A 24,290-nucleotide genomic window follows, 5' to 3' on the forward strand; every position below is an offset into this window, starting at 1 on the left:
GCTCCGGTGTCCGGCTACAGTAAGGTCTTTGTCTTCTAAGGCTTTGTGCATGACTTTTCTGCGCCCTACCCTGCTGACGCTCGCTTGCCTGCTCGCCTCACCAGGCTTTGCCGACGATCTGCCGTCACTCGGCGACGCCAGTTCTGCCATTGTCTCGCCGCAACAGGAATATCAGCTCGGCCGCGCATGGCTGGCCATGTTGCGTAGCCAGGTTTCACAGCTCAACGATCCGCAACTCAAAGACTATGTCGAATCCAGCGTGTACAAGTTGGTGGAGACCAGCCAGGTCACCGACCGGCGTCTTGAGTTCATTCTGATCAACAGCCCGCAACTCAACGCCTTCGCGGCGCCGGGCGGTGTGGTCGGGGTCAACGGCGGTCTGTTTCTCAATGCGCAGACCGAAGGTGAATACGCTTCGGTACTCGCGCACGAATTGGCGCATTTGTCGCAACGCCACTTCGCTCGCGGTGTAGAGGCTTCGCAGCGGATGCAGGTGCCGATGATGGCGGCCTTGTTGGCCGGGATCGTTATTGCCGCGGCCGGCGGCGGCGACGCCGGAATCGCGACCATCGCCGGTACCCAGGCGGCGGCGATTCAGTCGCAACGGACCTTCTCCCGGCAAAATGAGCAGGAAGCCGACCGCATTGGCATCCTCAATCTGGAAAAGGCCGGGTACGACCCACGCTCAATGCCGACCATGTTCGAACGTCTGATGCGTCAGTATCGTTTCGACGCCAAGCCCCCGGAATTCCTGCTGACTCACCCGGTCACCGAATCGCGTATTGCCGACACCCGCAACCGTGCCGAGCAGGCCAAACCTGGCGGTATCGAAGACTCCAAGCGCTATCAGTTGATCCGCGCACGCGTGCAACTGATTTACGAAGAAACTCCCGGCCTGGGCGCCAAGCGCTTCCGTGCGCAACTGGATGAAAATCCGAAAAACGACGTGGCGCGCTACGGTCTGGCGATTGCGCAGATCAAGGGCGGCCAATTGAATGAGGCGCGTGAGAACCTCAAGCAATTGTTGGCAACGTCACCAAACGAAATCATCTACAACCTTGCTCAGGTCGATCTGGACATCACCAATAATCGCCTGCCGGATGCGCAATCGCGTGTTGACCGGATGCTCACGCAGTATCCGGGCAACTATCCGCTGAATCAGGTGCGCGTGGATCTGTTGCTCAAACAGAATCGCGCACCTGATGCCGAAAAGGCGTTGGAAGCATTGCTCAAGTCACGTCCGGATGATCCGGATGTCTGGTATCAAGTCGCCGAAACCCGTGGTCTGTCGGGCAACATCATCGGCCTGCACCAGGCGCGTGCCGAGTATTTCGCGTTGGTTGGCGATTATCGACAGGCGATCCAGCAGCTCGACTTTGCCAAGCGCAAGGCTGGCAGCAACTTCCCGTTGTCTTCACGCATCGATGCCCGCCAGCGTGAGCTGATGGAGCAGGAGCGCATGATCAAGGACATGATGGGCTGAGCCTTGCCCCCTCACAAAAGCTTCAGGCATAAAAAAACCGCCTCTTTCGAGGCGGTTTCTTTTTACCTTAGCGCTGGGTTATTCAGCGAGCTTGAAGGTGATGAAGCTGGCACGACCTTGACGCAGTACGCGCATCGACACCGAACGATTCTTCGGCAGCGCTTTGGCGATCTCGCCGAACTCCTTGCTGGAACCGATGGCCTGGTTGTTCAGGTGCGTGATCACGTCACCTGGCTGCAGACCGATCAACGCCGCAGGACCGTCCTGCACTTCCTTGATCACCACACCACCTTTGAGGTCGTAGGTTTTCTTCTGCTCGGCAGTCAGTTCGCCTACCGAAACACCGAGGCGATTGCTGGTGCTTTCAGTACCGGACTTCGGCAGTGCATCCAGCTCTTTGTCTTCGTCCGGGATCGCGCCGACGGTCAGCTCGACGTTCTTGCGCTTGCCTTCACGAATCACTTCCAGATTGGCTTTGGCGCCAGCTTTCAGTGCGCCGACCAGATGTGGCAGGTCAGCAGACATGACGATCGGCTGGCCGTTCATGCTCAGGATCACGTCACCGACTTGCAGGCCACCCTTCGCTGCCGGGCCGTCATCCTGAATCTGCGCAACCAGCGCGCCGGCCGGTTTATCCAGACCGAACGACTCGGCGAGATCCTTGTTCACTTCCTGGATGACTACGCCCAGCCAGCCACGACTGACCTTGCCACCGCTCTTCAACTGATTGGAAACGTCCATCGCCACATCGATCGGGATCGCGAACGACACGCCCATGAAGCCGCCGGAACGGGTGTAGATCTGTGAATTGATACCGACCACTTCGCCGTTCAGGTTAAACAGCGGGCCACCGGAGTTACCCGGGTTGATCGGCACGTCAGTCTGGATGAACGGCACGTAGTTTTCGTTTGGCAGACTGCGGCCGACAGCACTGACGATGCCCTGAGTCACGGTATGGTCAAAACCGAATGGCGAACCGATTGCCACGACCCACTGACCGGCTTTCAGGTCCTGGGATTTGCCGAGTTTGAGCACCGGCAGATCTTTGCCTTCAATTTTCAGCAAAGCCACGTCGGAGCGCGGGTCGGTGCCGATCAGTTTGGCTTTCATTTCGCTGCGGTCGGCGAGGCGGACGAGGATTTCGTCGGCATCGGCAATCACATGATTGTTGGTGAGGATGTAACCGTCCGGAGAAATGATGAAGCCCGAACCCAGCGACTGCGCTTCACGCTGCCGACCACCACCGCCCGGCGAGCGCTGTTGAGGCGGCATGCCACGTTCGAAGAACTCGCGCAGCATCGGCGGCAGGCCTTCCAGGTCAGGCATCTGCTGGTTCACTTTGCGATCCGGCAGTTTCTGCGTGGTACTGATGTTCACCACGGCTGGCGAAGCTTGTTCGACCAATTGGGTGAAGTCAGGCAGATCGGCCGCTTGCGCAGCAGGCACCGCCTGACCGAGCAACAGCACAGTGGCGAAAATGGAGAGATAAGATTTCAAACTTGGTATCGACATACAGCTCCCGTTACGACGAGCAGGGTTAAGCGATATGGAGCAAGGAACACCGTAAACCACCGACCGGCATTTTTGTTCCGGCAACAACAAACAAGGCCAGAGCCGTGAGGCTCTGACCTATAAAAAATTTTCGGGGTATTTGCAAATGAAAATGCTCAGCAAACATTTCATCTACGTCTCGACGAAGAAGTGGTAATGACTGAAATCAGCTCACTGCTTGCTGGTTGCAGCGCCATCGGTATTACGCATCGACAGAGCAATTCGTTCGGCGGTGCCAATCGGGATCTCGCCAACCACCGTGACCATCATTTCGCCGTCGGGGGTAGTCAGGCGACGAGAAACGGCAACGGTCGGGCCAAGTTGAGTCCGCGTATCGGTCACTGTTGCACCGTTCAACGGCTCGAGGAACACCGAGAAACGCGCCAGACCATCGTCATACAGCAAGCTGTTGACCTGAGTCTTGGTTTCCGGATCTTTGTGCGAGGTGCTGCTGGTCAATTCAAAACCCGGCGGCAGCCATTCAGAATGCCAGACCTGAGCGGTCTTGACGGCCGAAGCCTTGTCGCTGTCGAGCGTAATCGCTTTACAGTCGGCATCGGCCTGCAAATCTTTGTCCGACGGGACTTCGTCAGTATCGAGACTGGTGAACTGGAAGCGTTCGAGCAACTGCCCCTTGTCGTTCAACAGTAATGACTTCAAAGGCAAGCCCGTTTTCTTGTCCAGGTGCAGCTCAAAACCGTAGCGATGCTGGTCGCGAGGCGTCAGCGATACAATCACCGCGTCTCGCCCAGCCACGCGCGATTTGCCAATGACGGCAAGGTCATACCAGTTTTTCAGCTTTTGCGGATCGAGAGGACGAGCGGCTGAGTTGGGAGAATCCCCCAGCCCGGCAATCAGGGTGCCGCTGACGCATTGAGTGTGTCCATCAATGCGCACGACTTCCTGCGCAGAGCCGTCGAGCTGGAGTAAACGCTCGCGGACCTGGCCATTCTGGACGCGATGCCAGATGTTATGGGTAGAAAAGCTACCGTTACGCTCGTAAACGAATGTGCCGTGAAAGCTTTGCTGCTGCTCGGCCTGGCCCAGACGGGTCAACCAGTCCTGGGCCTCATCAGCGTGGGCTGGAACAATGAACCAGCCGCTTAGCAGAAGCGAAAGTAGAGGTATGGCGCGCATGATCCTCCTTAACGGTTTTCCAGACTTGCAGCACGTGCGTAAGGCAGCGCGCTTTCAGTACCTTTCAGTGCAGCCTGTTGAGCATGCTGGCGCAAGTAACCTGGCAGACGCTGATCGTGCCAGCCTGGCTGACCTTGCAGTACGCCGTTAGCCATCGGGCCAGTGGCTTCCGAACTCTCGCTATAGCCTGCCAGAACAGCCGGACCTTTGACCTGAGGGGTCGCCAAGGTTGGCTGATTGGATTGCTGAGCCAGTTCGACGCCAGCGATTTCGTCCTGGTTGTACAGGCGAACACCAGCCAGCACGGCAACAGTCACCGAGGCTGCAACAGCCAGACGACCAAGGTTGCGCCATGGGCTGCGAGATACTTTGGCCGGAGCCGTTTCGTCTTCCAGTGCAGCAGACACTGCCGCAGCGATATCCAGACGCGGAAGCAGCAGATCCTTGTGCATGGCTGCCCGAGCGATCTGGTAACGAGCCCAGGTCTCACGGGTATCAACATCATCCAGTGCATTGAGCACTCGACGCAATTCCAGTTCGTCCGCTTCGTTATCCATCACTGCGGACAGCGATTCCTGCAGGGCTTCACGACTCATGGCGTTCCTCTCTTGGCTGTCGCCGCTGTCTCAGTTTTCCTGCAACAACGGCTGCAGGGCTTTATCGATGGCCTCCCGAGCGCGGAAAATCCGGGAGCGCACGGTACCCACCGGACATTGCATGACGCTCGCAATGTCCTCGTAACTCAGACCATCGAATTCACGTAAAGTTAAAGCCGTACGCAAATCCTCTGGCAGTTGCTGAATGGTTCGATGGACGGTGCCTTCGATCTCATCCCGCAGCAATGCACGTTCTGGCGACTCGAGATCCTTGAGGCCGTGATCGCCATCGTAGAACTCTGCATCCTCGGAACTAACATCGCTATCCGGCGGCCGGCGGCCGCGTGAAACCAGGTAATTCTTTGCCGTGTTAATGGCAATACGGTACAGCCACGTATAAAACGCACTGTCGCCGCGAAAGTTTCCAAGTGCTCGATACGCCTTGATAAAGGCTTCCTGAGCCACGTCCTGGGCTTCATGGGTGTCGTGCACAAAACGCACGATCAACCCGAGAATCTTGTGCTGATACTTCAGCACCAACAGATCGAAAGCTCGCTTGTCGCCGCGTTGAACGCGCTCGACCAGCTGCTGATCCTCTTCCTGGGTTAGCATGAACACTCCTCGATAAGCCCGAAGGAGACTTGCATAACTAAACGACCAGACTTGCAAACATAGACTCGGGCTTTTCGCAAAAGTTCTCCCCCTCCAGGCAAGTTTCCTGCGGGCTCTGATTTGGCACGCACGAAAAACGCAGCGCGGGATAAACCGGCTGCGCGAATAATCTTGTTATCGGTTTCGCCGGGCAGGAATCCAACCGCAGATTCCGCACTGAAGCCGACACGTCCCTTGTTTCTGGCACCGACTATTGATCTTGGGCCTTTGGCAAAAGTTCCAATTATTTATAGCCGCACCGCCCGGACATTGGGCAACCATGGGCAGAAAATTCCTGTTTCAGCGCCGATACAGTCGTGTTCTTCCCAAAAGGGTGAAAAAAACTTCCGACGAAGCACGCGGTTTTTTCCTTCACAGTAGTTTCACAATGCCATGTCGGCTCGGCTATTGTGCCGCCCCACCCCTCTATATACTAGTGGGCTGTGTGGCTGTCTTGACTCGCCGAACCAGCTGTCTTGCGCCACCCCCGACCCGGGTCGCTTTGAGCGGAATCCTGTAATGAGCCAACAATTCCAACATGATGTTCTGGTCATAGGCAGCGGTGCTGCCGGTTTGAGTCTCGCGCTGACCCTGCCGGGTCATTTGCGCATTGCCGTTTTGAGTAAAGGCGATCTGGCCAACGGTTCGACCTTCTGGGCCCAGGGTGGCGTCGCCGCCGTGCTCGACGACACTGATACTGTCGAATCCCATGTAGAGGACACCCTCAACGCCGGTGGCGGGCTGTGCCATGAAGACGCCGTGCGTTTCACCGTGGAGCACAGCCGTGAAGCCATCCAGTGGCTGATCGACCAAGGCGTACCCTTCACCCGCGACGATCAGTCAGGCACTGAAGACGGCGGGTTCGAATTCCATTTGACCCGAGAAGGCGGCCACAGCCATCGGCGCATCATCCACGCCGCTGATGCTACCGGCGCAGCGATTTTCAAAACCCTGTTGGCCCAGGCCAAAGAGCGTTCGAACATCGAATTGCTGGAGCAGCGGGTTGCCGTTGATCTGATTACCGAACGCCGTTTAGGCATGGAAGGCGAGCGCTGCCTCGGCGCCTACGTACTCAACCGCAAAACCGGCGAGGTCGACACCTACGGCGCACGCTTCGTGATTCTGGCCTCCGGCGGCGCGGCCAAGGTTTACCTCTACACCAGCAACCCCGACGGCGCCTGCGGTGATGGCATCGCCATGGCCTGGCGCTCCGGCTGCCGGGTGGCGAACCTGGAATTCAACCAGTTCCACCCGACCTGCCTGTACCACCCACAAGCGAAAAGCTTCCTTATTACCGAAGCTCTGCGCGGCGAAGGCGCACACCTGAAGCTGCCGAACGGCGAGCGCTTCATGTATCGCTTCGACAAACGCGCCGAACTGGCACCGCGCGACATCGTCGCCCGGGCGATCGACCATGAAATGAAGCGCCTGGGTGTCGACTGCGTCTATCTCGACATCAGTCACAAGCCCGAAGACTTCATCAAGACGCACTTCCCCACTGTTTATGAGCGCTGCCTCGGTTTCGGTATCGACATCACCAAACAACCTATTCCGGTCGTACCCGCCGCGCACTACACCTGCGGTGGCGTGATGGTCGATCAACAAGGTCGCACCGATGTGCCGGGCTTGTATGCCATCGGCGAAACCAGCTTCACCGGCCTGCACGGCGCCAACCGCATGGCCAGCAACTCGCTGCTGGAATGTTTCGTCTATGCCCGTTCGGCAGCAGCCGACATCCTCGCGCAACTGGACGACGTCGCCGCGCCAAGCGCCCTGCCCGCCTGGGACGCCAGCCAGGTCACCGACTCCGACGAAGACGTGATCATCGCGCACAACTGGGATGAGTTACGGCGGTTCATGTGGGACTACGTCGGCATCGTGCGCACCAACAAGCGCCTGCAACGGGCGCAGCACCGCGTGCGTCTGCTGCTGGACGAGATCGACGAGTTCTACAGCAACTACCGAGTAAGCAGAGACCTGATTGAGTTGAGGAACCTTGCTCAAGTAGCGGAACTGATGATCAGGTCTGCCATGGAACGTAAGGAATCTCGGGGTCTGCACTACACGCTGGACTATCCAGGGATGCTGCCAGAGGCGAAGGATACGATCCTTACACCGACCTAATGAGGCACGTTAGGAGCCCATAGCGTAGCACCGTAGGACCCGATTTTGTAACAGCTTTGACGCACATTTGTCCCAACGCTGGGGTCCTTATCGCCTGCCCGCAAGGGTCCTTATTGTGCGCCTGAGCGAGCGTGCGAGGCCTACGGGGGTAAGCGCGCAGGTTAGCTATGACAGGTGGTCTCACAGAAATTTGTGTCATTTTCGTTAGGTGCTGCGCCTTAACGTACACGGGAGTCACTGAAACGGGCCACGGTGGAACCCTCAACGACCGAGTCAACGTGCATACGGTCAGGCATGGCGAAACGGTCACGGGCGTCACGGTGGTCAGTGTTGCGGTTAATGGTGCCGGTTGCTTGGTTCAGGTTGACTTTAGACATGTGGGAATCTCCTTTAGGGAATCAACAGGGTCCTCATCTGGTGAGGGGTTTTAATCCCAGTCCCTAAAGTGAGCCTTACGGCCAGCCCTCAGCGGGACCCATTACGGCCTCAAGCGGGAGCTGACAGTAGAAGCTGGTCACGTTGGCGAACTCGCCATGCTCCTCAAGGATTGCCTCAAGGGCAGCACGACACATTGCGTTGAGCTGTGCGCCGTCATGGTCACGGTCAAGCATGAAACTTTTGCGCAGGCTGTAGCCCTCGACACAGCCAGTCACGCGCCCGGTCTTGGCGTTGAGGTAGACCCCTTTAGGGAAGAACCCTCCACGGCCTGGGGTGTTGCGTGCGTTCTGGCGATTGGTGCAGGCCCGTAGGTTGCTGGCCTTGTTGTTGCCTGGGTCACCGTCCTTATGGTCGATGTACAGGCCTTGGGGATCAGTGCCGGTGGTCAGTGCATACACGACCCGGTGAACTGCCAGCCCTTGGAATGACCAATAGCCATCAGGGCGCTGTGTGCCCACGGGTTGACCTTCAAGGGTCGCAAGGCCCGAAGGGCTCAGGGAGTCGGCCTTGTAGGAAGCGGAAAGGGTCTTAACGTCGATCTGAATGTTTTGCATGTGGTGGTACTCCTTGTGGTCTCTTGGTTGGTGGTTCTCCTGGGTGACCCGTGGTGTGGGTCTTATAGGTGCGTGTAGTTGCTCAGTGATCCCCTAAAGGTTGCTCAGTGACGTTGGTCAGTATGTGGTCGGTAGACCCAGGCTTTAAGCCCAGAGGGTCTAAAGGTCTCTCTCTGAGATGGGATTGCTTATCAGCAAATAATCCACATCACAAAAGGTCTCTTAGAGGGTCTTTAGTCTTGTGTCCTCATTGAGTCAGCGCCTCTTAGAGGTCGGTCCATAGGGTTCTTCATCTTGTGTCCGCATTAAATGAGGAACGCATCAGCTCCCAGGTCCAGGCGTAGCTGTGCCATCTGGTCAGGTGCCGATTGAATGGCCGAGATGGTCTCGCGCTGGTGACCTTCAAGGCCTCCCATAGCAGCCCTCAGCCACTTAGGCCGGGACCTCATAAGCGGTTGCAAGGCGACCTCAAGGGCGCTGAGATAGCGGCGAGCCATCCGGGAGGACAGGCCCAGATGTGCCCCAATGGTCTCTGTAGAGAACACCTCAAGGGACTCAAGCAATTCATAGAGGGTCTTAACGGGGAGCTGCTTGGTTCCGCCGTGGTCCAGCTTTGCGACTCCTGAAAGAATGTCTTCAGACCATCGGTCATACCGGTCCTGAAAATCCAGATGACTACAGAAAGGATTCTCAATGATTGTCGGAACGGTTCCTCGCTTGGGTTTCTCAGGGACAAGACGCAGGCTTGTAAGATAGTCGGCCCGGTCGAAGTCATCGGCCAAGGTGTGGAGTGGAACGGGTGTGAGGTGGATCATGGTGGTGGTCTCCTATAGTTCTCCTTATCGACGGGCAGCGTTGAGCCTCCCGTGGTGCAGGGTGATTGGTGATGCCCTCTTGTCGGGGGAGGTGTTTTAATCCGAGGTGTCTAAACGAGCCCACCTTGAGACCCATTGAGGGAATCGCAGCGGGAGACGTTAGGAGGAAACTGTGTTGTCCGTGTTCTTGTGAGGGTATCTGTTCCTAAGTATCAGAACGTGGCCCACACAGGCAGCCAGTTACTTGGCGACAGGCGCCTATCTCTCAATGGGTGAGGGGTTTTGATCCGAGGTGTCAACTCGTAGCCTTAGTGAGGGTTTCTACGCGCACAGTCAGGCGGTCAGCAGAGGAAACTGTTCGGGCCTTCCCGCGTTAGTGAGGGTTTACTCAGGGCTATGCGGCAGGCTAAGGCTATAATTTACAGGGAGCCCAGCAGGCCCTCATAAACGATGTAGCCCAGCAGTTAAGCCAGGGTTCTATCAATACCGTGTCGCCATGCAATTTGTGCAGACCCACACATCAGCTCACTCCTTACATTTTGTAGAGCTGCGCGCTAAGTGAGTTTTGAAGGATTCAATAAAGACCGCCGCGCCGTTTGGTCGTCTATAGCGCTACCTATGGAGACCGTCAGAAAATAACAAAGCCCGGTGTGACCCACGGCGCTCCAATTTGTTGAATCGCTCTTTATTATCTGGCTTAGTGGTAGCGGCGCGTTCTGAGCGCCCGGTCGCTGAGTCACGCACGCCCGAACCTAAGCAAGGAGCATTCGCATGGAATGGCAACCGGTTTTGAGAGAATTGCATCTATACGGTGGCGGACGCATTCTGAATGGGATGGATCAAAAAGCTGATCTTCGGCCCAGTGCAATGAATGGAAAGTCCGCAACATTAACTATAAAAAGCTATGGTAGTTTTTATGCTGATGTTAAAGCTTTAGGATTCCAGATAGTCGGATGTGATTTTTTTCACACAGAAGAGCAAGCGAAAAGTTTCGTACCTCCCGAGTGGAGGTCAATTAATCCCGCAGCCTCTCCAACGTGGATATGCACAGACCAAGGTCATAATTGGTCCTTCATAGCCAATGCCGCATTTCTAAAAAAAAATGGACTATTTTACGATATAGCTTCTCGAATCTCCCATCAAATAAGAGCATGTGAATGGAGATTGAGGCAGTTATCGGAAGCATATTCAGATCAACTGAACGGAAGATTACACTCGAAATCTTTTAAACCCAACGAACGCTTTCTTGATGGTCATACCTCGTTATGTTACTTGGCCCTACAGTCGTTTCTGGTAGATTCTTGCACTTTAAGAGATTATCTTTCAGAGTTCTACTCAGAGGCAACAATAAGAAAAAATGATCCGGCCGCTCCCAAAATCACCGCTTTAAGTGGCCTATTAAAGATCTGGCGATCTCAGCCACCTCAGGATAAAGCGGGCAAGGAGTTGAAAGCCTCATCGTCGCCCGACAATTGGCTCTACGAACTCGGCGCATACCGAGACTTAGTCGTCCATGTCGCCCCTTTAGCAAATGCTGCGAAGACCCTACTGGCCTTCACGAGGACAATAGACTTTCATGGCCAGCAGTTGCCAGCCATACAGCTACCAATTCCATTAAAACCTGCTCAAGTAACTAAAAATCGAACTACTGGACAATACTTTGAAGACCCCAACGTAGACTTTGCTCGCGGCTTGAACTTTATTGAGAATATGGACTCCTCAAGAGACGCACTCGAATACGCTCATATTTCTATGCAGCAGCTTGGCGCACTTTGCAATTCAATTTCGAGCATCTCCCCCTTTGCACCTGAGGTTCCGTTCATCACACCAATAGACTTAAAGATCACAAAAACCCCATAAGCTTACTGCAATAAATCGAACGTTTTTTATTACCTTGGTGAAGGATAGAGCATTGAGAGACAACCAACTTAAGGTTACCCTCAATGCCCTTCCTCCCTGGCGAACCTCTTCAAATCCGTTAAGGTCCAGCTTCCAGGCTTCCTACGATTCTCATCAGTGATGGCTCTCATACGTAAGGCTTCTGCATCAAGCTCTGATAGAACTTCAAGGACCTCCTTAACCAAGGGGTCCTCTTCAGGTCCTCTTAGGGTCAGGTTGTACCACTGATACAGGAGCCGTGTGGCATCAATTGCAGCCTCATAGCGAACACCTAAAAGATAGGTCTCCTGGGCAGTGTCGCGATGCTTTTTTTATAATCCGTCCAGACCCAGCCTGAACCCTCCTGATAGTCAGGACACTTAATACACTAACCGTAATAGCAACACTCATTGAGAGCTTCCAAGTGCGTCAGTGATGGGCCTCACAGCTCCCACGATATTTCGTAATTTAAGTCGTGACGGACCTTAAAGGTGGTAGTCCGAGGTGCAGCTAAACCGCTGCTCAGGAAAAGAGTTTGTATAAACCGAATAAGCCGAGGGCTACGAAGATATAGAAGGCTATCTGCACACCCTTTTTGGTGACCTTGCGATTAATGACGCCAAGCTCATCGAAAAAGTACGAAACAAACGCATTTGAGTCTACGTCCATCTCGTCGCCGGTCTCCCAAAAAGCAGCGATAGCCTCTCCGTGTTTAATTCGCGCAAGGTTCGAAGTTCGCTCGTTGCTGTCGTCTAAATTTACCTGGTCTTGAATGAAACATTGCCAAGCCATAATTCGAGCTGTTTTTTCACCAAGAGAGGGAATTCGATCCACTAATATCGCGCGCGCCTGTAGTTCGCTGTTGACCTTAGCAATTCCGTATAGATCAAGATTTCTCATAGCTGACTCCATTCAAATTTCAGCAATATCATAAGGCCATACGGAACGCGTTCACCAGAGCTTCAGCCATACGGCCCACCTCAACGGCACTCCCTGCCCCATACAGGTCATAACTGATAGACCCTGAAGCGTGCCCCAAGATGGACTCAGCGGTTCCCACAGGCACCTCAGCGGCCTTCAAGGCACCGGCCAGCGAGTGACGCAACGAGTGGAAGGTTAGGGTCCGATCAGCGTTCAAGCTCAAGACATCCCTAAGGGCGCCATTAAGCACGCTGGAGTACTGACCAGCCCCCAACGTGAACAGTCGGGAGTCGGAGCTATCTACAAACTCACGGAAGGCCTGGAGGTCGAAGCCGTAAGCGCCATCGGTCAACGGGATGACCCTCAAAGCATTCTTGGTCTTGGCCGTCTTGCCATCGTTCCTATTGATGTCTATGACCCACACGCCCCCAACTTGCTTAACGTCAGCCTTGGTCAACTGCCTCAGTTCCTCAATACGCGCCCCGGTGATGACCCCAAGTGACAACGCCCAACGCTGCCATGCGTCCGCTGGTAGTGAGTTAGCGTGAGTCATTAGGGCCTTTAGTTGACCCGTAGAGAACGCTTCACGCGAGCTGTCAGCATCCTTGGAAAGCTTCAGCCCCTTGTCAAAACTCTTGTCGAGGTAGCCGTTATTCACAGCCCAATCCATCACCGTTGATAGCCGGGTCATCAGCTTGTTCACAGTGGACCCTTTACGGCCCTTAAGGAGCTTGTCCCGAAGGTTCTTCATGTCCTCACGAGTGTGCCCCCTCATGTCCAAGTCGCCAAGGATCACGCCGATAGCCTCACACGATGACTTCACGTCACGCATGGTGCTGGCCTCAATGCTGTCCTTGCGTTCCTCCATGTACAGCGCAGAGAGGGACTTGAAGGGCAGACTTGGGGAAGCGTTTACAGATATAGGCAGGGAGAGAGCCAAAGGCACGCCACAAGACTCATCATTGAGGTCCTTAACGATCTCGACCAATTTCCCTGAACGGCCACGCATACGTTCCTGTGAGGCCTCAATGATCTCAAGTGCCTTACTCACTGCCCGTTGCTGGTTAACGCTGAGGGGCAGCTTTGCGGAGGCCATACGCAACGCCAAATGATGCTCATCGTTGATCATCTCGTAAGCGACCAGAGAGCTGTCACCGTGCGCCATCGTCAAGTTGTACTCTGCGATGTCTATAAGACGCTCACGGAGTTCGTCCCATGACGCCTCAGGGTTGTCTAAGTGGTAAGCCTTGAGGGTCGAGAGGATGTCGTCGGAGATGGTCATTGCGGAGGCCTTGTCGGTAGTCCTGAGTGACAGCGTGAAGAAGCCCTTAACGGTTCCTTGGGGGCGAAGGCGAAGGTAATAGCGACCAGAACGGCGATAGTGGTACGGCTTGGCGAGCGCAGTTTGTAACAGGTTTGTCCCACTTTGGGAGCGGTGGTTGGCGGTCATCGGCTGAAACCCCTGTATCCATTGGGTTTAGCCTCATAGGGTCGAGTTCTACAGCAACTATAAAGTCAGCCGCGACCTGATCGAGTTGCGCAACCTGGCGCAGGTCGCCGAACTGATGATCTGCTCAGCCATGGAGCGCAAGGAAAGTCGCGGTTTGCATTACACCCTCGACTATCCGGACATGCTGCCCGAGGCGCTCGACACTATTCTGGTGCCGCCCACCTACGCCGGCTGAACTTGAGTCGTACTCGCAGACGTCGGTGCAGATCCGCCGTTTGCGAGTCCCGTGGCACGCAGATCGATCTGACCCGCCATTCGCCGCGCAATCTGAATCTCAGCACCACAATCAGCGGTAACGCGAGACTGTCCGGGCACAGCTGTACCGCCTGCCAGCCGTCCGCCTGATTCCACAACTGCCAGCCATCGGCGTCCCGGCGCAATCCGCAAAAGGCCCGACGGTGATTGAGCAGAATCTGCCGAGGTAGCACCCAAATCCCGTGAAGCAGGCACGCGAACGCCCCAAGCAAACTGGCCCAGAGTGGAATCGACAGCAGAAACAATGCACCCAGCGCGAACGCCTGGGCCAACAGATACGCCGCCAGCAACTGCCACGAGGCATGCCAGCGGCATTCGAACGTGTTACTTGGGCTGGACACGGTCCAGGATCATGCGAACCATGCGCTGCAGTTCCGGATCTTCAGACTCGCTGCGCTCCATGAACCAGCCGAACATGTCCTGATCCTCGCACGTCAGCAGACGCACATACAGATCGCGATCCACCTGGTTCAACGTCGCGTAAACCTCCTGCACGAACGGCACCAGCAACACGTCAAGCTCAAGCATGCCGCGACGGCTGTGCCAAAACAGGCGATTCAGTTCAACTTGTTCGACCATGGGGCCCTCCTCAAATTTGCCGGCAAGTATACAGCCCCCACGCGGGCCGCACAGTCGGCTTTGGTCGGGCACCACCGATCCTTTATCAACTACCCATTTCACCGACGCACCCTTATGATGTGCCCCAGTCTATTTACCCTGCGATGACCCATGGCCGATTCTGCTTTTTTCTGCACCCTGTCTCATGAAGGCGTTCTCGCGGTTCGCGGCGCGGATGCCGGAAAATTCCTGCAAGGCCAGTTGACCTGCAACCTTAATTACCTGAGCGACAGCCGTGCCAGCCTTGGCGCACGTTGCACGCAGAAAGGCCGGATGCAGTCGAGCTTCCGCATTCTGCTCGAAGGTGACGGCGTGGTGCTGGCGATGGCCAGCGAGCTGCTGGAGCCGCAACTGGCGGACCTGAAAAAGTACGCGGTGTTCTCCAAGTCGAAACTGACCGACGAAAGCGCCGCCTGGGTGCGCTTCGGCCTGGCACATGGCGACAGTGCCTTGACCAGCCTCGGTCTGGACCTGCCGGCAGAAACCGACAGCGTCGTGCGCAGCGAAGGCCTGATCGCCATTCGCGTCTCGCCGGATCGCGCCGAACTCTGGGCGCCGGCCGATCAGGCTGACGCGATCAAAGCCAAATTGTCCGCAGTCCTGTCTGAAGCCGAGCTGAATCAATGGCTGCTGGGCCAGATCCGTGCCGGTATCGGCCAGGTCATGCCGAGCACCCGCGAGCTGTTCATCCCACAGATGCTCAACCTGCAAGCCGTCGGCGGCGTGAGCTTCAAGAAAGGCTGCTACACCGGCCAGGAAATCGTCGCGCGCATGCAGTACCTGGGCAAACTCAAGCGTCGTCTGTATCACCTGAGCCTGGACGCTGCCGAGTTGCCGGAGCCTGGCACGCAATTGTTCGCGCCAAGCCACAACAGCTCCATCGGCGAAGTGGTGCTGGCCGCCAAGGCCGGGCAAAACATTGAACTCCTGGCGGTGCTGCAGGCCGAAGCAGCCGAAGCCGGTGATTTGCATCTGGGCACCCTCGAAGGTCCCGCGCTGCATCTGCTCGACCTGCCTTACGAACTGGATCGCGACCGCGAAATCCAGCGCTGATCGCAGCATTTGTTGCAACACCCTAGAGAGTTTAAATGAGCGAACTGGCGGAAAAAGTCCAACAGGATTTGGTTGAGGCCATCGATAACGATGACCTGGTTCTGCCCACGTTGCCGGAAGTGGCCCTGCAGATTCGCAAGGCCGCTGAAGACCCGGAAATCAGCGTCAGCGACCTGAGTAAAGTGATCGGCCGTGACACGGCGCTGTCGGCGCGCCTGATCAAAGTGGTCAACAGCCCGCTGCTGCGCGCCGCGCAGGAAGTCACCGACCTGCACACTGCCATCACCCGGCTGGGCATCAACTACAGCAGCAACCTGGCGATTGGTCTGGTGATGGAGCAGATCTTCCACGCCCGCTCAGAAGTGGTCGAACAGAAGATGCGCGAAGTCTGGCGCAAGAGCCTGGAGATTGCCGGGGTCAGTTATGCATTGTGCCGCCGCTACACACAGCTAAAACCTGATCAGGCCGCGCTCGGTGGGCTGGTGCATCAGATCGGCGTGCTGCCGATTCTGACTTACGCCGAGGATCACTACGAACTGTTGTCGGATCCGGTCAGCCTCAATCATGTAATCGACCATATTCACCCGCTGCTTGGCGACAAGTTGCTGCGGGTCTGGGAGTTCCCTGAGCGGCTGGTGGAACTGCCGGGGCGCTATCAAGACTTCAAGCGCGATTCGACTGCCATCGACTATGTCGATCTGGTGCAAGTGGCCAGTCTGTACTGCCACAAGGACACTGATCATCCGTTTGCGCGGATTGATCCAATGACTGTTCCGGCGTTCAGAAAGCTTGGGATTGATCCGGAGAACAAAGCGCTGTGTGAAGATCTGGAAGAGTCGCGGACGATGTTTTACTGATCCGAGACCGAGGCGCGCCCTTCGCGAGCAAGCTCGCTCCCACAGGAAAATGCATTCCAGAGTGGGGGCGAGCCTGCTCGCGAAGGGGCCGGCAAGAACACCGCAGAATCACCCGGCGATAAAACTGACCCGCACCTTCAACCCCGCCTGCTCACCATCATGCAGACTGATCTGGGCCAGATGCGCCCGACAGATCTCGCCGACAATCGCCAAGCCCAGGCCAGAACCCGCCACCTGCTGATTACGCCGGTAGAACCGCTCAAACACCCGGTCGCGCTCCTCCAACGGAATGCCCGGCCCGTCATCTTCAACCTCAAGCACCGCTGGCGCCGTCACCCGCAATATCACGTTACCGCCCGGTGGCGTATGCGCCAAAGCGTTGTCCACCAGATTGCTCAGCAGTTCGTTCAGCAGCGTCGGCTCACCGCGCAACCACACCGGTTCGTCCGCCTCCAGCGCCAGCGCTACCCCGCGCTTGTGCGCCAGTGGTGCCATGGCCATGCCCAGCTCTCGGGCCAACTGGCTCAGATCGAGCAACTGCGCACCACCCTCGGCAATCGCCCGCGCGCCGTTTTCGACGCGCGCCAGTGACAACAATTGATTGGCCAGATGGGTCAGGCGGTCGGTACTTTGCGCAGAGGACTCCAATGTCGTGCGCCACGTCTCGGGCTCGTTCGAACGCAGGCCCAACTCAAGCCTAGCCTTCAGCGCTGCCAAGGGCGTACGTAACTCATGCGCCGCATCGGCAATGAACTGCGCCTGCCGTTCAAACTGACCGCGCAGACGCTCGGTGAAATGATTGAGCCCGCGCACCAGCGGCCACAGTTCATGCTGCACTTCAACCAATGGCAGCGGGCGCAAGTCGTCGGGCTGACGTTCTTCCACCGCCGTGCGTAAACGCTCCAGCGGTCGTAATGCGGCACTGACCGCAAACCACACCAACAACAACGCGCCGATCGCCAACATGCCCAAACGCAGCAACGTATCCGCCGCCAGACTGCGCGCCATGCTCACCCGCGCCTCGTCAGTTTCGGCCACGCGGATTTCCGCCATGCCGTTCATGTTCGGTTCGGTCACTGCTTTCAGCAGGCTGACCACGCGCACGTTCTGCCCGTTGTAGGTGGCGTTGTAGAAACGCGCCAACGCGGGATAGCTGTCGGTGCGCGGTGTCCCCGGCGGCGGCCCAGGCAGGTTCTCATAGCCGGAAATCAGCTTCTGATGAATGTCATTAACCTGATAGTAAATCCGCCCGGCGCTGTCATAAGCGAAGGTGTCGAGTGCGACATAGGGCACATCGGCGCTCAATGTACCGTCACGTTGCGACAGGCCTGCGGCGATGGTTCGCGCCGAGGCCAGCAGCGTGCGGTCGTAGGCGGTGTCGGCAGCTTCGCGGCCATTCCAGTACGCACTCAAACCACTGGCGAGCATCAACACCACCAGCAGTAATGCGAGGTTCCACAGCAAGCGCCAGCGCAGGCTGCTGGGCTTATGCATCGCGGCTTTCCAGCAGATAACCGAGGCCGCGGAAGGTCACGATCGCCACCGGTTGGCCGTCGAGTTTCTTGCGTAAGCGATGCACGTAGATTTCGATCGCGTCGGGGCTGGCTTCTTCGTCGAGGCCAAACACCTGCGCGGCCAGTTGCTCCTTGCTCATCACCCGCCCCGGTCGGGCGATCAGTGCTTCCAGCACCGCTTGTTCGCGGGACGTCAGCGTCAGCAATTCCTCGCCGAGGGTGAAGCGCCGGGTGTCGAGGTCGTAGGCCAGCACGCCGCAGCGCTGCTGGCGTTCGCCGCCCAGTACACTGCGGCGCAGCAAGGCTTTGACCCGTGCTTCCAGTTCAGTCAGCTCGAAAGGCTTGGCGAGGTAATCGTCGGCGCCGAGATTGAGGCCATGGACGCGATCCTTCACATCGCTGCGCGCCGTCAGCATCAACACCGGCAGATTCTTGCCGCGTGCGCGCAAGCGCGCGAGCACCTCGAAACCGTCCATGCGCGGCAAGCCGACATCGAGGATCGCCACGGCGTATTCCTCGCTGCTCAAGGCCAGATCGGCGGCCACGCCATCGTGCAACACATCCACGGTCAGACCGGTGCTCTTGAGCGCCTGAGCGACACTTTCGGCCAGTTGCAGATGGTCTTCGACGAGCAGAACACGCATGGATTTTTACCTCGTTCAGGGATGGCCGGCGCCACGCTTTGCCGCGGAGTTTACAGCCGCAACCGCCGCTGTGAAGCCCGAAAGCCGTGAAAGTCTGCTGAAAGGTTAGCGAAAGGTTAGCCCGTTAGAGTCGGCCCACGGACAGTTCCGACTGCCGTCGCTGATGCCACACAGCGTAAAGAAAAACGCCACGAAGCGTTTTCGACCAATAAGAACAATAAACGGAGTACCCCGCATGCCGTCCATGCAGACCAAGGCACCTGTGCCTGCTCGCCCTTCCCGTTTCAGCCACACCGCCCTTGCCAGTGCCGCCGCTCTTGCCGGTTTTTCGCCGTTGAGTTTTGCCGACTTCATCGAAGACAGCAGCGCCACTTTCGAAACCCGCAACATGTATTTCAACCGCGACTTTCGCGATGGCACCAGCGCCCAGCAATCCAAGCGTGATGAATGGGCCCAGGGCTTCATGCTCAATCTGCAATCGGGTTACACCGACGGCACCGTGGGGTTCGGTGTCGATGCGTTAGGCATGCTCGGCGTCAAACTCGATTCAAGCCCGGACCGTACCGGCACCGGCCTGCTGCCGACCCACGACGATGGGCGCGCGGCAGACGAGTACTCGAAAGTCGGCCTGACCGGCAAAGTAAAAATTTCCGCCACCGAGCTGAAAATCGGCAGCCTGATTCCTGAACTGCCGATCCTCAAGCCCAACGACGGGCGCATCCTGCCGCAGACCTTTGAAGGTGGCTTGCTGACCTCCAAAGAGATCAAAAACCTGACCTTCACCGGTGGTCGACTGGAGAAAGCCAAGGATCGCGACAGCACCGATTTCGAGGACATCGCCCTCAACAACAAGAACAGCCGTTTTGCTGGCACCGCTGCCGGCAAGCACTTTGATTTTGGCGGCGTGGACTACAAGTTCACCGACAAGATCACCGGCAGTTACCACTTCGCCCAGCTCGACGAAGTCTACAACCAGCACTTCTTCGGTCTCGTGGCCTCACGTCCGATGGGCCCAGGCACGTTTGCCACCGACCTGCGTTTTGCCGTCAGTGATGACCAGGGCGCAGCCCGTGGCGGCGAGATCGACAACCGCTCGCTCAACGGTCTGGTCAGCTACGCGCTGAGCGGCCACAAGTTCAGCGCCGGTTATCAGCACATGTCTGGCGACAGCGCTTTCCCTTACGTCGATGGCAGCGACCCGTATCTGGTCAACTTCGTGCAGATCAACGATTTTGCCGGCGCTGAAGAACGCTCCTGGCAGGCTCGTTACGACTTCGACTTCGCCAAACTCGGCATCCCCGGCCTGAGCTTCATGAGCCGCTACTTGAGCGGTGACAACATCAAGCTCAAGAACGGTGAAGAAGGCAAAGAGTGGGAACGCAACACCGAGATCAAATATGTAGTACAAAGCGGCGCCTTGAAGGATGTCGCCGTGCGTTTGCGTAATGCCACCTACCGCTCCAACTACTCGGCTCGCGATGCAGACGAAGTGCGTTTGCTGGTGAGCTACAGCGTTGCGCTCTGGTAATGGCCTGCTGAAGAAAAACACGTCGAATAACAACAATGCCCGTGGAGAATCGAATGAACCTGTCACTGCGTAAAGTTGCACTGGCCGCCAGTTGCATCCTGTTTGCCGGCCAACTGATGGCCGAACCGAAACGTCCGGAATGTATCGCCCCGGCCTCGCCCGGCGGTGGTTTCGACCTGACCTGCAAACTGGTGCAGAGCGCACTGGTCAACCAGAAACTGCTGAGCAAACCGATGCGCGTGACTTACATGCCCGGTGGTGTCGGCGCGGTGGCCTACAACGCCGTGGTCGCGCAACGTCCGGCCGATGCCGGCACACTGGTGGCGTGGTCGAGTGGTTCGCTGTTGAACCTGGCCCAGGGCAAGTTCGGTCGTTTTGATGAAACCAACGTGCGCTGGCTGGCAGCGGTCGGCACCAGCTACGGCGCCATCGCGGTGAAAAGCGATTCGCCCTACAAGACCCTCGACGATCTCGTTCAGGCACTGAAGAAAGATCCTAGCTCGGTGGTGATCGGTTCCGGCGGCACCGTCGGCAGCCAGGACTGGATGCAAACTGCACTGATCGCCAAAGCTGCCGGGATCAACCCGCGTGACCTGCGTTACGTGGCGCTCGAAGGTGGCGGCGAAATCGCCACGGCCCTGCTCGGCGGGCACATCCAGGTCGGCAGCACCGACATCTCCGACTCCATGCCGCACATCCAGAGCGGTGACATGCGCCTGCTCGCGGTGTTCGCCGACAAACGTCTCGACGAGCCGGAGATGAAAGACATCCCGACCGCTCGCGAGCAAGGCTATGACATTGTCTGGCCAGTGGTACGCGGCTTCTACCTCGGGCCAAAAGTCAGCGATGAAGACTACGCCTGGTGGAAAGACGCGTTCGACAAACTGCTGGCCTCCGAGGATTTCGCCAAGCTGCGCGATCAGCGTGAACTGTTCCCGTTCGCCATGACCGGCCCGGAACTGGACACCTACGTGAAGAAGCAGGTGGCGGACTACAAAGTGCTGGCCAAAGAGTTCGGCCTGATCCAGTGATCGCCTCTGTCTAGCGGCTGCGTTCCCGATGACGGGGACGCGGCACAGGAGCTCCCATGCTTATTCAACGCATTTTCGCCTCAGTGCTGTTGCTGGTCTGTGCCGGCCTGGCACTGATGGCGTGGCCGTACCAAGCGGCTTTTTCCTACGAACCGGTGGGCCCGCGCGCCTTCCCTCTGCTGATGCTCGGCCTGATGGGCGCGGCGCTGCTGTACATGGTGTTCCGCCCGGCACCGATCAAACACAGCGATGACGAGCCGCCACTGGATCGCGAAACCCTGATCAAGATCGCCGCTTGCGTCGTCCTGCTGCTGGTATTCGCCGGCACGTTCGAACCCCTGGGTTTCATCATCGCCAGCATCATCACCGGCGTTCCGATGGCTCGCCTGTACGGCGGCCGCTGGCTACCGAGTGTGGTGATCATCAGCCTGATGGCGATCGGTCTTTACCTGCTGTTCGACCGTGTAATGGACGTTCCGCTGCCTCTCGGCCTGCTCAGCGTTCTGGAGAACTGATATGGATACTCTTGGCTATTTGGGTCAGGGTTTCGGCGTCGCGCTGAGCCCGTACAACCTGGTGACCGCGCTGTGCGGCACACTGATCGGCACCGTCGTCGGCCTGTTGCCGGGCCTGGGCCCGATCAACGGCGTAGCATTGCTGATCCCGATCGCATTTGCCCTCGGCCTGCCACCGGAGTCGGCGTTGATCCTGCTGGCAGCGGTGTATCTGGGCTGCGAATACGGCGGCCGGATCAGTTCGATCCTGCTGAACATTCCAGGCGAAGCCTCCACCGTGATGACCACCCTCGACGGTTACCCGATGGCCCGCAAAGGCCTTGCCGGTGTGGCGCTGTCGCTGTCGGCGTGGAGTTCGTTCATAGGCGCGTTCATTGCCACCTGCGGCATGGTCCTCTTCGCACCGTTGCTGGCGAAATGGGCGATTGCTTTTGGCCCCGCGGAATATTTTGTGCTGATGGTGTTTGCGATCGTCTGTCTCGGCGGCATGGCCGGTGACCGTCCGCTGAAAACATTCATTGCCGCGTTGATCGGTCTGTTCCTGTCAACGGTCGGCATCGATGCCAACAGCGGTGTGTACCGCTTCACCGGCGACAACATTCACCTGACCGACGGCATTCAGTTCGTCGTGTTGGTGCTGGGTCTGTTCTCGATCAGCGAAATTCTCCTGCTGCTGGAAAAAACCCACCATGGCCAGGAAGCGGTGAAAGCCACCGGCCGGATGATGTTCAACTTCAAGGAAGCGGCCTCGGTATTCGTGGTCAACGTCCGTTGCGGCGTGCTGGGTTTCATCATGGGCGTGTTGCCGGGTGCCGGCGCGACCCTCGCCAGTGCCGTGGCCTATATGACCGAAAAACGTCTGGCCGGCGCCAGCGGCAAGTTCGGTGAAGGTGACCCCCGTGGCCTCGCCGCGCCGGAAACCGCGATCGGCGGCGCAGCCTGCGGTGCGCTGGTGCCGATGCTGACCCTCGGCGTACCCGGCTCGGGCACCACGGCGGTGATGATCGGCGCCCTGTCGCTGTACAACATCACCCCGGGTCCGCTGCTGTTCCAGCAGCAACCGGACATCGTCTGGGGCCTGATCGCCTCGTTGTTCATCGCCAACATCATGCTGGTGATCCTCAACATCCCGATGATCCGCATCTTCACCCGCATCCTTGCCGTGCCGAACTGGGCACTGGTGCCAGTGATCGCGATCATCACCGGGATCGGCGTCTACGCGGTGCACGCCACTACGTTCGACCTGTTCCTGATGATCGGTATCGGCATCTTCGGTTACATCCTGCGCAAGCTGGACTTCCCGCTGTCGCCACTGCTGTTGGGCTTCATCCTCGGTGAGTTGATGGAGCAGAACCTGCGTCGCGCCCTGTCGATCTCCAACGGTGCGCTGGAAATCCTCTGGTCGAGCCCGATCACCCTCGGTGTCTGGGTGCTGACGGCGATCATGCTGCTGATGCCGATCATCCGCATCTGGCGCAAACGTTCGGTCGCGCGTCGCGCCATTGCCGATGTTTGATCGCGCTTCACTGAAATCCTGGTGGGGAACCCCGCTGGTCGGTCTGCTTGGCGGTTACCTCGCCAGCCAGATCGGCTGGCCACTGCCGTGGATGGTCGGCTCGTTGCTGGCGATCATCCTCGTGCGCTGCCTGACCCCGTGGCAACTGACGGAAATCCCTGGCGGCCGCAAGTGCGGTCAGTGGATCGTCGGCATCGGGATTGGCCTGCACTTCACCCCGGTGGTGATGGAGCAGGTGCTCAGTCATTTCGGATTGATCTTCTTCGGTGCGCTGGTCACCAGTTTGTCGGCGGTGGTCGGCGTCTGGCTGATGCGCCGCACCGGCGAGGATCGCGCCACAGCATTTTTTTCCAGCATGCCCGGCGGTTCCGGGGAGATGGTCAACCTCGGCGCCCGTAACGGCGCGATGCTCAGCCACGTCGCGGCGGGGCAAAGTTTGCGGGTGCTGGTGGTGGTGCTGTGTGTGCCGGCGGCGTTCAAGTACCTGCTCGGCGATGGCAACCCGATTTCTCACGCTGGCAGCGTCGATTGGTACTGGCTGGCGATTCTGTTTCCGGCGGGCGGTCTGCTCGCCTGGCTCTGGCAGCGTTTGCGCCAACCCAATCCGTGGCTGTTCGGACCGTTGCTGGTGAGTGCGGCGGTGAGCATTGGCTGGGATTTACACATTGGTTTGCCCAATGGCGGCAGTCAGATTGGTCAGTGGTTGATTGGCAGCGGTCTGGGTTGTCACTTCAATCGGCAGTTTTTCCGCCGTGCGCCTTCATTCATGGGGCGGACATTGATCGGCACGGCGTTGACCATGTTGATTGCGACACTGGCGGCGTTGGGGTTGAGTGCTTTGACCCATCTGGATCTGCGTTCGCTGACGCTGGGCATGATGCCCGGCGGGATTGCCGAGATGAGTCTGACGGCGGAGACGCTGCAATTGTCGGTGCCGTTGGTGACGGCGATGCAGGTGATGCGGTTGCTGTTTGTGCTGTTTCTGGCGGAGCCGTTGTTCAAGTACTGGAATCGTAATCCCGAGTAAGTCTGCAAGACCGAGTTGCCTTCTTCGCGAGCAAGCTCGCTCCCACATTGGTCATGTGAACGCCGCAAAACCAA

23 protein-coding genes and 1 pseudogene are annotated in these 24,290 nt (G+C 57.7%); 11 read left to right on the forward strand and 13 right to left on the reverse strand.

Features of this window, described 5'->3' with window-relative positions; all coding sequences use genetic code 11:
* The first annotated feature begins 49 nt into the window (after positions 1–49).
* Positions 50–1,483 carry a M48 family metalloprotease gene (locus tag HUW52_RS24235; protein WP_016984698.1) on the forward strand — a complete coding sequence of 478 codons (1,434 nt, stop codon included), beginning with the start codon at positions 50–52 and terminating at the stop codon, positions 1,481–1,483.
* Positions 1,484–1,561: 78 nt separating this feature from the next.
* Here the strand turns inward: HUW52_RS24235 and HUW52_RS24240 are convergent, their stop codons facing one another.
* From HUW52_RS24240 to rpoE, 4 genes are all read right to left on the reverse strand, one after another.
* Positions 1,562–2,995, reverse strand: a complete 1,434-nt coding sequence (locus HUW52_RS24240; protein ID WP_016984699.1) for a DegQ family serine endoprotease — start codon at positions 2,993–2,995, stop codon at positions 1,562–1,564.
* A 210-nt stretch (positions 2,996–3,205) separates the two neighbouring features.
* Positions 3,206–4,171, reverse strand: coding sequence for a MucB/RseB C-terminal domain-containing protein (locus HUW52_RS24245; RefSeq protein ID WP_016984700.1), 966 nt, complete (start codon positions 4,169–4,171; stop codon positions 3,206–3,208).
* A gap of 8 nt (positions 4,172–4,179) precedes the next feature.
* Positions 4,180–4,767, reverse strand: coding sequence for a sigma-E factor negative regulatory protein (locus HUW52_RS24250; protein WP_034153146.1), 588 nt, complete (start codon positions 4,765–4,767; stop codon positions 4,180–4,182).
* A gap of 30 nt (positions 4,768–4,797) precedes the next feature.
* On the reverse strand, positions 4,798–5,379 hold the full coding sequence (gene rpoE / locus HUW52_RS24255) for an RNA polymerase sigma factor RpoE (RefSeq protein ID WP_003172477.1): 582 nt from the start codon (positions 5,377–5,379) through the stop codon (positions 4,798–4,800).
* Between the two features lie 558 nt (positions 5,380–5,937).
* Here rpoE and nadB point away from each other — a divergent pair.
* Positions 5,938–7,542, forward strand: a complete 1,605-nt coding sequence (gene nadB, locus HUW52_RS24260) for an L-aspartate oxidase (RefSeq protein WP_175555094.1) — start codon at positions 5,938–5,940, stop codon at positions 7,540–7,542.
* 218 nt (positions 7,543–7,760) lie between these two features.
* Here nadB and HUW52_RS24265 read toward each other — a convergent pair whose 3' ends face one another.
* The 3 genes from HUW52_RS24265 to HUW52_RS24275 all read right to left on the reverse strand — a co-directional run bounded on the left by HUW52_RS24265 (position 7,761) and on the right by HUW52_RS24275 (position 9,349).
* The gene (locus tag HUW52_RS24265) at positions 7,761–7,919 is read right to left on the reverse strand and encodes a hypothetical protein (protein ID WP_175555095.1); all 159 of its coding nucleotides are present in this window, start codon (positions 7,917–7,919) and stop codon (positions 7,761–7,763) included.
* Positions 7,920–7,994: 75 nt separating this feature from the next.
* Entirely contained in the window at positions 7,995–8,534 is a 540-nt protein-coding gene (locus tag HUW52_RS24270; protein WP_169907986.1) for an HNH endonuclease, read from the reverse strand.
* A 305-nt stretch (positions 8,535–8,839) separates the two neighbouring features.
* Entirely contained in the window at positions 8,840–9,349 is a 510-nt protein-coding gene (locus tag HUW52_RS24275; RefSeq protein ID WP_175555096.1) for a hypothetical protein, read from the reverse strand.
* A 771-nt stretch (positions 9,350–10,120) separates the two neighbouring features.
* On the opposite strand from HUW52_RS24275, the gene HUW52_RS24280 reads away from it, so the two are divergent.
* On the forward strand, positions 10,121–11,209 hold the full coding sequence (locus HUW52_RS24280; RefSeq protein WP_175555097.1) for a hypothetical protein: 1,089 nt from the start codon (positions 10,121–10,123) through the stop codon (positions 11,207–11,209).
* 540 nt (positions 11,210–11,749) lie between these two features.
* Here the strand turns inward: HUW52_RS24280 and HUW52_RS24285 are convergent.
* Positions 11,750–12,127 carry a hypothetical protein gene (locus HUW52_RS24285; protein ID WP_175555098.1) on the reverse strand — a complete coding sequence of 126 codons (378 nt, stop codon included), beginning with the start codon at positions 12,125–12,127 and terminating at the stop codon, positions 11,750–11,752.
* A gap of 28 nt (positions 12,128–12,155) precedes the next feature.
* Complete coding sequence (locus HUW52_RS24290) at positions 12,156–13,598, reverse strand: tyrosine-type recombinase/integrase (RefSeq protein ID WP_175555099.1); 1,443 nt, start codon at positions 13,596–13,598, stop codon at positions 12,156–12,158.
* 43 nt (positions 13,599–13,641) lie between these two features.
* On the opposite strand from HUW52_RS24290, the pseudogene HUW52_RS24295 reads away from it, so the two are divergent.
* A pseudogene (locus HUW52_RS24295) lies at positions 13,642–13,833 on the forward strand (L-aspartate oxidase); the annotation flags it as partial.
* On the opposite strand, the gene HUW52_RS24300 reads toward HUW52_RS24295, so the two are convergent.
* The gene (locus HUW52_RS24300) at positions 13,802–14,254 is read right to left on the reverse strand and encodes a protein YgfX (protein ID WP_175555100.1); all 453 of its coding nucleotides are present in this window, start codon (positions 14,252–14,254) and stop codon (positions 13,802–13,804) included. The pseudogene HUW52_RS24295 and the gene HUW52_RS24300 overlap by 32 nt on opposite strands.
* Positions 14,238–14,492, reverse strand: coding sequence for a succinate dehydrogenase assembly factor 2 (locus HUW52_RS24305; RefSeq protein WP_007911418.1), 255 nt, complete (start codon positions 14,490–14,492; stop codon positions 14,238–14,240). Before HUW52_RS24305 ends, HUW52_RS24300 begins: the two co-directional genes overlap by 17 nt.
* Before the next feature lie 150 nt (positions 14,493–14,642).
* On the opposite strand from HUW52_RS24305, the gene HUW52_RS24310 reads away from it, so the two are divergent.
* Together HUW52_RS24310 and HUW52_RS24315 are read left to right on the forward strand one after the other, a co-directional pair.
* On the forward strand, positions 14,643–15,584 hold the full coding sequence (locus HUW52_RS24310) for a folate-binding protein YgfZ (protein WP_175555101.1): 942 nt from the start codon (positions 14,643–14,645) through the stop codon (positions 15,582–15,584).
* A gap of 35 nt (positions 15,585–15,619) precedes the next feature.
* Positions 15,620–16,441 carry an HDOD domain-containing protein gene (locus HUW52_RS24315; RefSeq protein WP_016984704.1) on the forward strand — a complete coding sequence of 274 codons (822 nt, stop codon included), beginning with the start codon at positions 15,620–15,622 and terminating at the stop codon, positions 16,439–16,441.
* A gap of 108 nt (positions 16,442–16,549) precedes the next feature.
* Here HUW52_RS24315 and HUW52_RS24320 read toward each other — a convergent pair whose 3' ends face one another.
* Both HUW52_RS24320 and HUW52_RS24325 read right to left on the reverse strand, forming a co-directional pair.
* Complete coding sequence (locus HUW52_RS24320) at positions 16,550–17,935, reverse strand: sensor histidine kinase (protein ID WP_175555102.1); 1,386 nt, start codon at positions 17,933–17,935, stop codon at positions 16,550–16,552.
* Positions 17,928–18,599: a response regulator gene (locus HUW52_RS24325; protein WP_007898613.1), complete on the reverse strand. Its 672-nt coding sequence runs from the start codon at positions 18,597–18,599 to the stop codon at positions 17,928–17,930. Before HUW52_RS24325 ends, HUW52_RS24320 begins: the two co-directional genes overlap by 8 nt.
* Before the next feature lie 235 nt (positions 18,600–18,834).
* Here HUW52_RS24325 and HUW52_RS24330 point away from each other — a divergent pair, with 235 nt between their 5' ends.
* From HUW52_RS24330 to HUW52_RS24350, 5 genes are read left to right on the forward strand one after another with little or no spacing between them, the layout of a single operon-like run.
* A complete protein-coding gene (locus HUW52_RS24330) occupies positions 18,835–20,127 on the forward strand; it encodes an OprD family porin (RefSeq protein WP_175555103.1) in 1,293 nt (430 codons plus the stop codon).
* Positions 20,128–20,180: 53 nt separating this feature from the next.
* Complete coding sequence (locus HUW52_RS24335) at positions 20,181–21,158, forward strand: tripartite tricarboxylate transporter substrate binding protein (RefSeq protein ID WP_175555104.1); 978 nt, start codon at positions 20,181–20,183, stop codon at positions 21,156–21,158.
* A 56-nt stretch (positions 21,159–21,214) separates the two neighbouring features.
* Positions 21,215–21,673: a tripartite tricarboxylate transporter TctB family protein gene (locus HUW52_RS24340; protein WP_016984708.1), complete on the forward strand. Its 459-nt coding sequence runs from the start codon at positions 21,215–21,217 to the stop codon at positions 21,671–21,673.
* A gap of 1 nt (position 21,674) precedes the next feature.
* On the forward strand, positions 21,675–23,189 hold the full coding sequence (locus tag HUW52_RS24345) for a tripartite tricarboxylate transporter permease (protein WP_016984709.1): 1,515 nt from the start codon (positions 21,675–21,677) through the stop codon (positions 23,187–23,189).
* A complete protein-coding gene (locus HUW52_RS24350) occupies positions 23,182–24,216 on the forward strand; it encodes an AbrB family transcriptional regulator (RefSeq protein WP_016984710.1) in 1,035 nt (344 codons plus the stop codon). The genes HUW52_RS24345 and HUW52_RS24350 overlap by 8 nt, the downstream gene beginning before the upstream one ends.
* Positions 24,217–24,290: the final 74 nt, after the last annotated feature.

This window comes from Pseudomonas sp. 43A (genome assembly GCF_013363935.1).
Taxonomy (GTDB): Bacteria; Pseudomonadota; Gammaproteobacteria; order Pseudomonadales; family Pseudomonadaceae; genus Aquipseudomonas; species Aquipseudomonas crudilactis.

Excerpts from the sequence above, each read along its gene's own strand:
- HUW52_RS24310 (WP_175555101.1), top strand. The coding sequence starts at position 14,643 with ATGGCCGATTCTGCTTTTTTCTGCACCCTGTCTCATGAAGGCGTTCTC.
- nadB (WP_175555094.1), top strand. The coding sequence starts at position 5,938 with ATGAGCCAACAATTCCAACATGATGTTCTGGTCATAGGCAGCGGTGCT.
- HUW52_RS24270 (WP_169907986.1), bottom strand. The coding sequence starts at position 8,534 with ATGCAAAACATTCAGATCGACGTTAAGACCCTTTCCGCTTCCTACAAG.
- HUW52_RS24280 (WP_175555097.1), top strand. The coding sequence starts at position 10,121 with ATGGAATGGCAACCGGTTTTGAGAGAATTGCATCTATACGGTGGCGGA.
- rpoE (WP_003172477.1), bottom strand. The coding sequence starts at position 5,379 with ATGCTAACCCAGGAAGAGGATCAGCAGCTGGTCGAGCGCGTTCAACGC.
- HUW52_RS24325 (WP_007898613.1), bottom strand. The coding sequence starts at position 18,599 with ATGCGTGTTCTGCTCGTCGAAGACCATCTGCAACTGGCCGAAAGTGTC.
- HUW52_RS24285 (WP_175555098.1), bottom strand. The coding sequence starts at position 12,127 with ATGAGAAATCTTGATCTATACGGAATTGCTAAGGTCAACAGCGAACTA.
- HUW52_RS24240 (WP_016984699.1), bottom strand. The coding sequence starts at position 2,995 with ATGTCGATACCAAGTTTGAAATCTTATCTCTCCATTTTCGCCACTGTG.
- HUW52_RS24250 (WP_034153146.1), bottom strand. The coding sequence starts at position 4,767 with ATGAGTCGTGAAGCCCTGCAGGAATCGCTGTCCGCAGTGATGGATAAC.
- HUW52_RS24275 (WP_175555096.1), bottom strand. The coding sequence starts at position 9,349 with ATGATCCACCTCACACCCGTTCCACTCCACACCTTGGCCGATGACTTC.
- HUW52_RS24315 (WP_016984704.1), top strand. The coding sequence starts at position 15,620 with ATGAGCGAACTGGCGGAAAAAGTCCAACAGGATTTGGTTGAGGCCATC.
- HUW52_RS24290 (WP_175555099.1), bottom strand. The coding sequence starts at position 13,598 with ATGACCGCCAACCACCGCTCCCAAAGTGGGACAAACCTGTTACAAACT.
- HUW52_RS24305 (WP_007911418.1), bottom strand. The coding sequence starts at position 14,492 with ATGGTCGAACAAGTTGAACTGAATCGCCTGTTTTGGCACAGCCGTCGC.
- HUW52_RS24320 (WP_175555102.1), bottom strand. The coding sequence starts at position 17,935 with ATGCATAAGCCCAGCAGCCTGCGCTGGCGCTTGCTGTGGAACCTCGCA.
- HUW52_RS24340 (WP_016984708.1), top strand. The coding sequence starts at position 21,215 with ATGCTTATTCAACGCATTTTCGCCTCAGTGCTGTTGCTGGTCTGTGCC.
- HUW52_RS24350 (WP_016984710.1), top strand. The coding sequence starts at position 23,182 with ATGTTTGATCGCGCTTCACTGAAATCCTGGTGGGGAACCCCGCTGGTC.
- HUW52_RS24330 (WP_175555103.1), top strand. The coding sequence starts at position 18,835 with ATGCCGTCCATGCAGACCAAGGCACCTGTGCCTGCTCGCCCTTCCCGT.
- HUW52_RS24335 (WP_175555104.1), top strand. The coding sequence starts at position 20,181 with ATGAACCTGTCACTGCGTAAAGTTGCACTGGCCGCCAGTTGCATCCTG.
- HUW52_RS24245 (WP_016984700.1), bottom strand. The coding sequence starts at position 4,171 with ATGCGCGCCATACCTCTACTTTCGCTTCTGCTAAGCGGCTGGTTCATT.
- HUW52_RS24235 (WP_016984698.1), top strand. The coding sequence starts at position 50 with ATGACTTTTCTGCGCCCTACCCTGCTGACGCTCGCTTGCCTGCTCGCC.
- HUW52_RS24265 (WP_175555095.1), bottom strand. The coding sequence starts at position 7,919 with ATGTCTAAAGTCAACCTGAACCAAGCAACCGGCACCATTAACCGCAAC.
- HUW52_RS24345 (WP_016984709.1), top strand. The coding sequence starts at position 21,675 with ATGGATACTCTTGGCTATTTGGGTCAGGGTTTCGGCGTCGCGCTGAGC.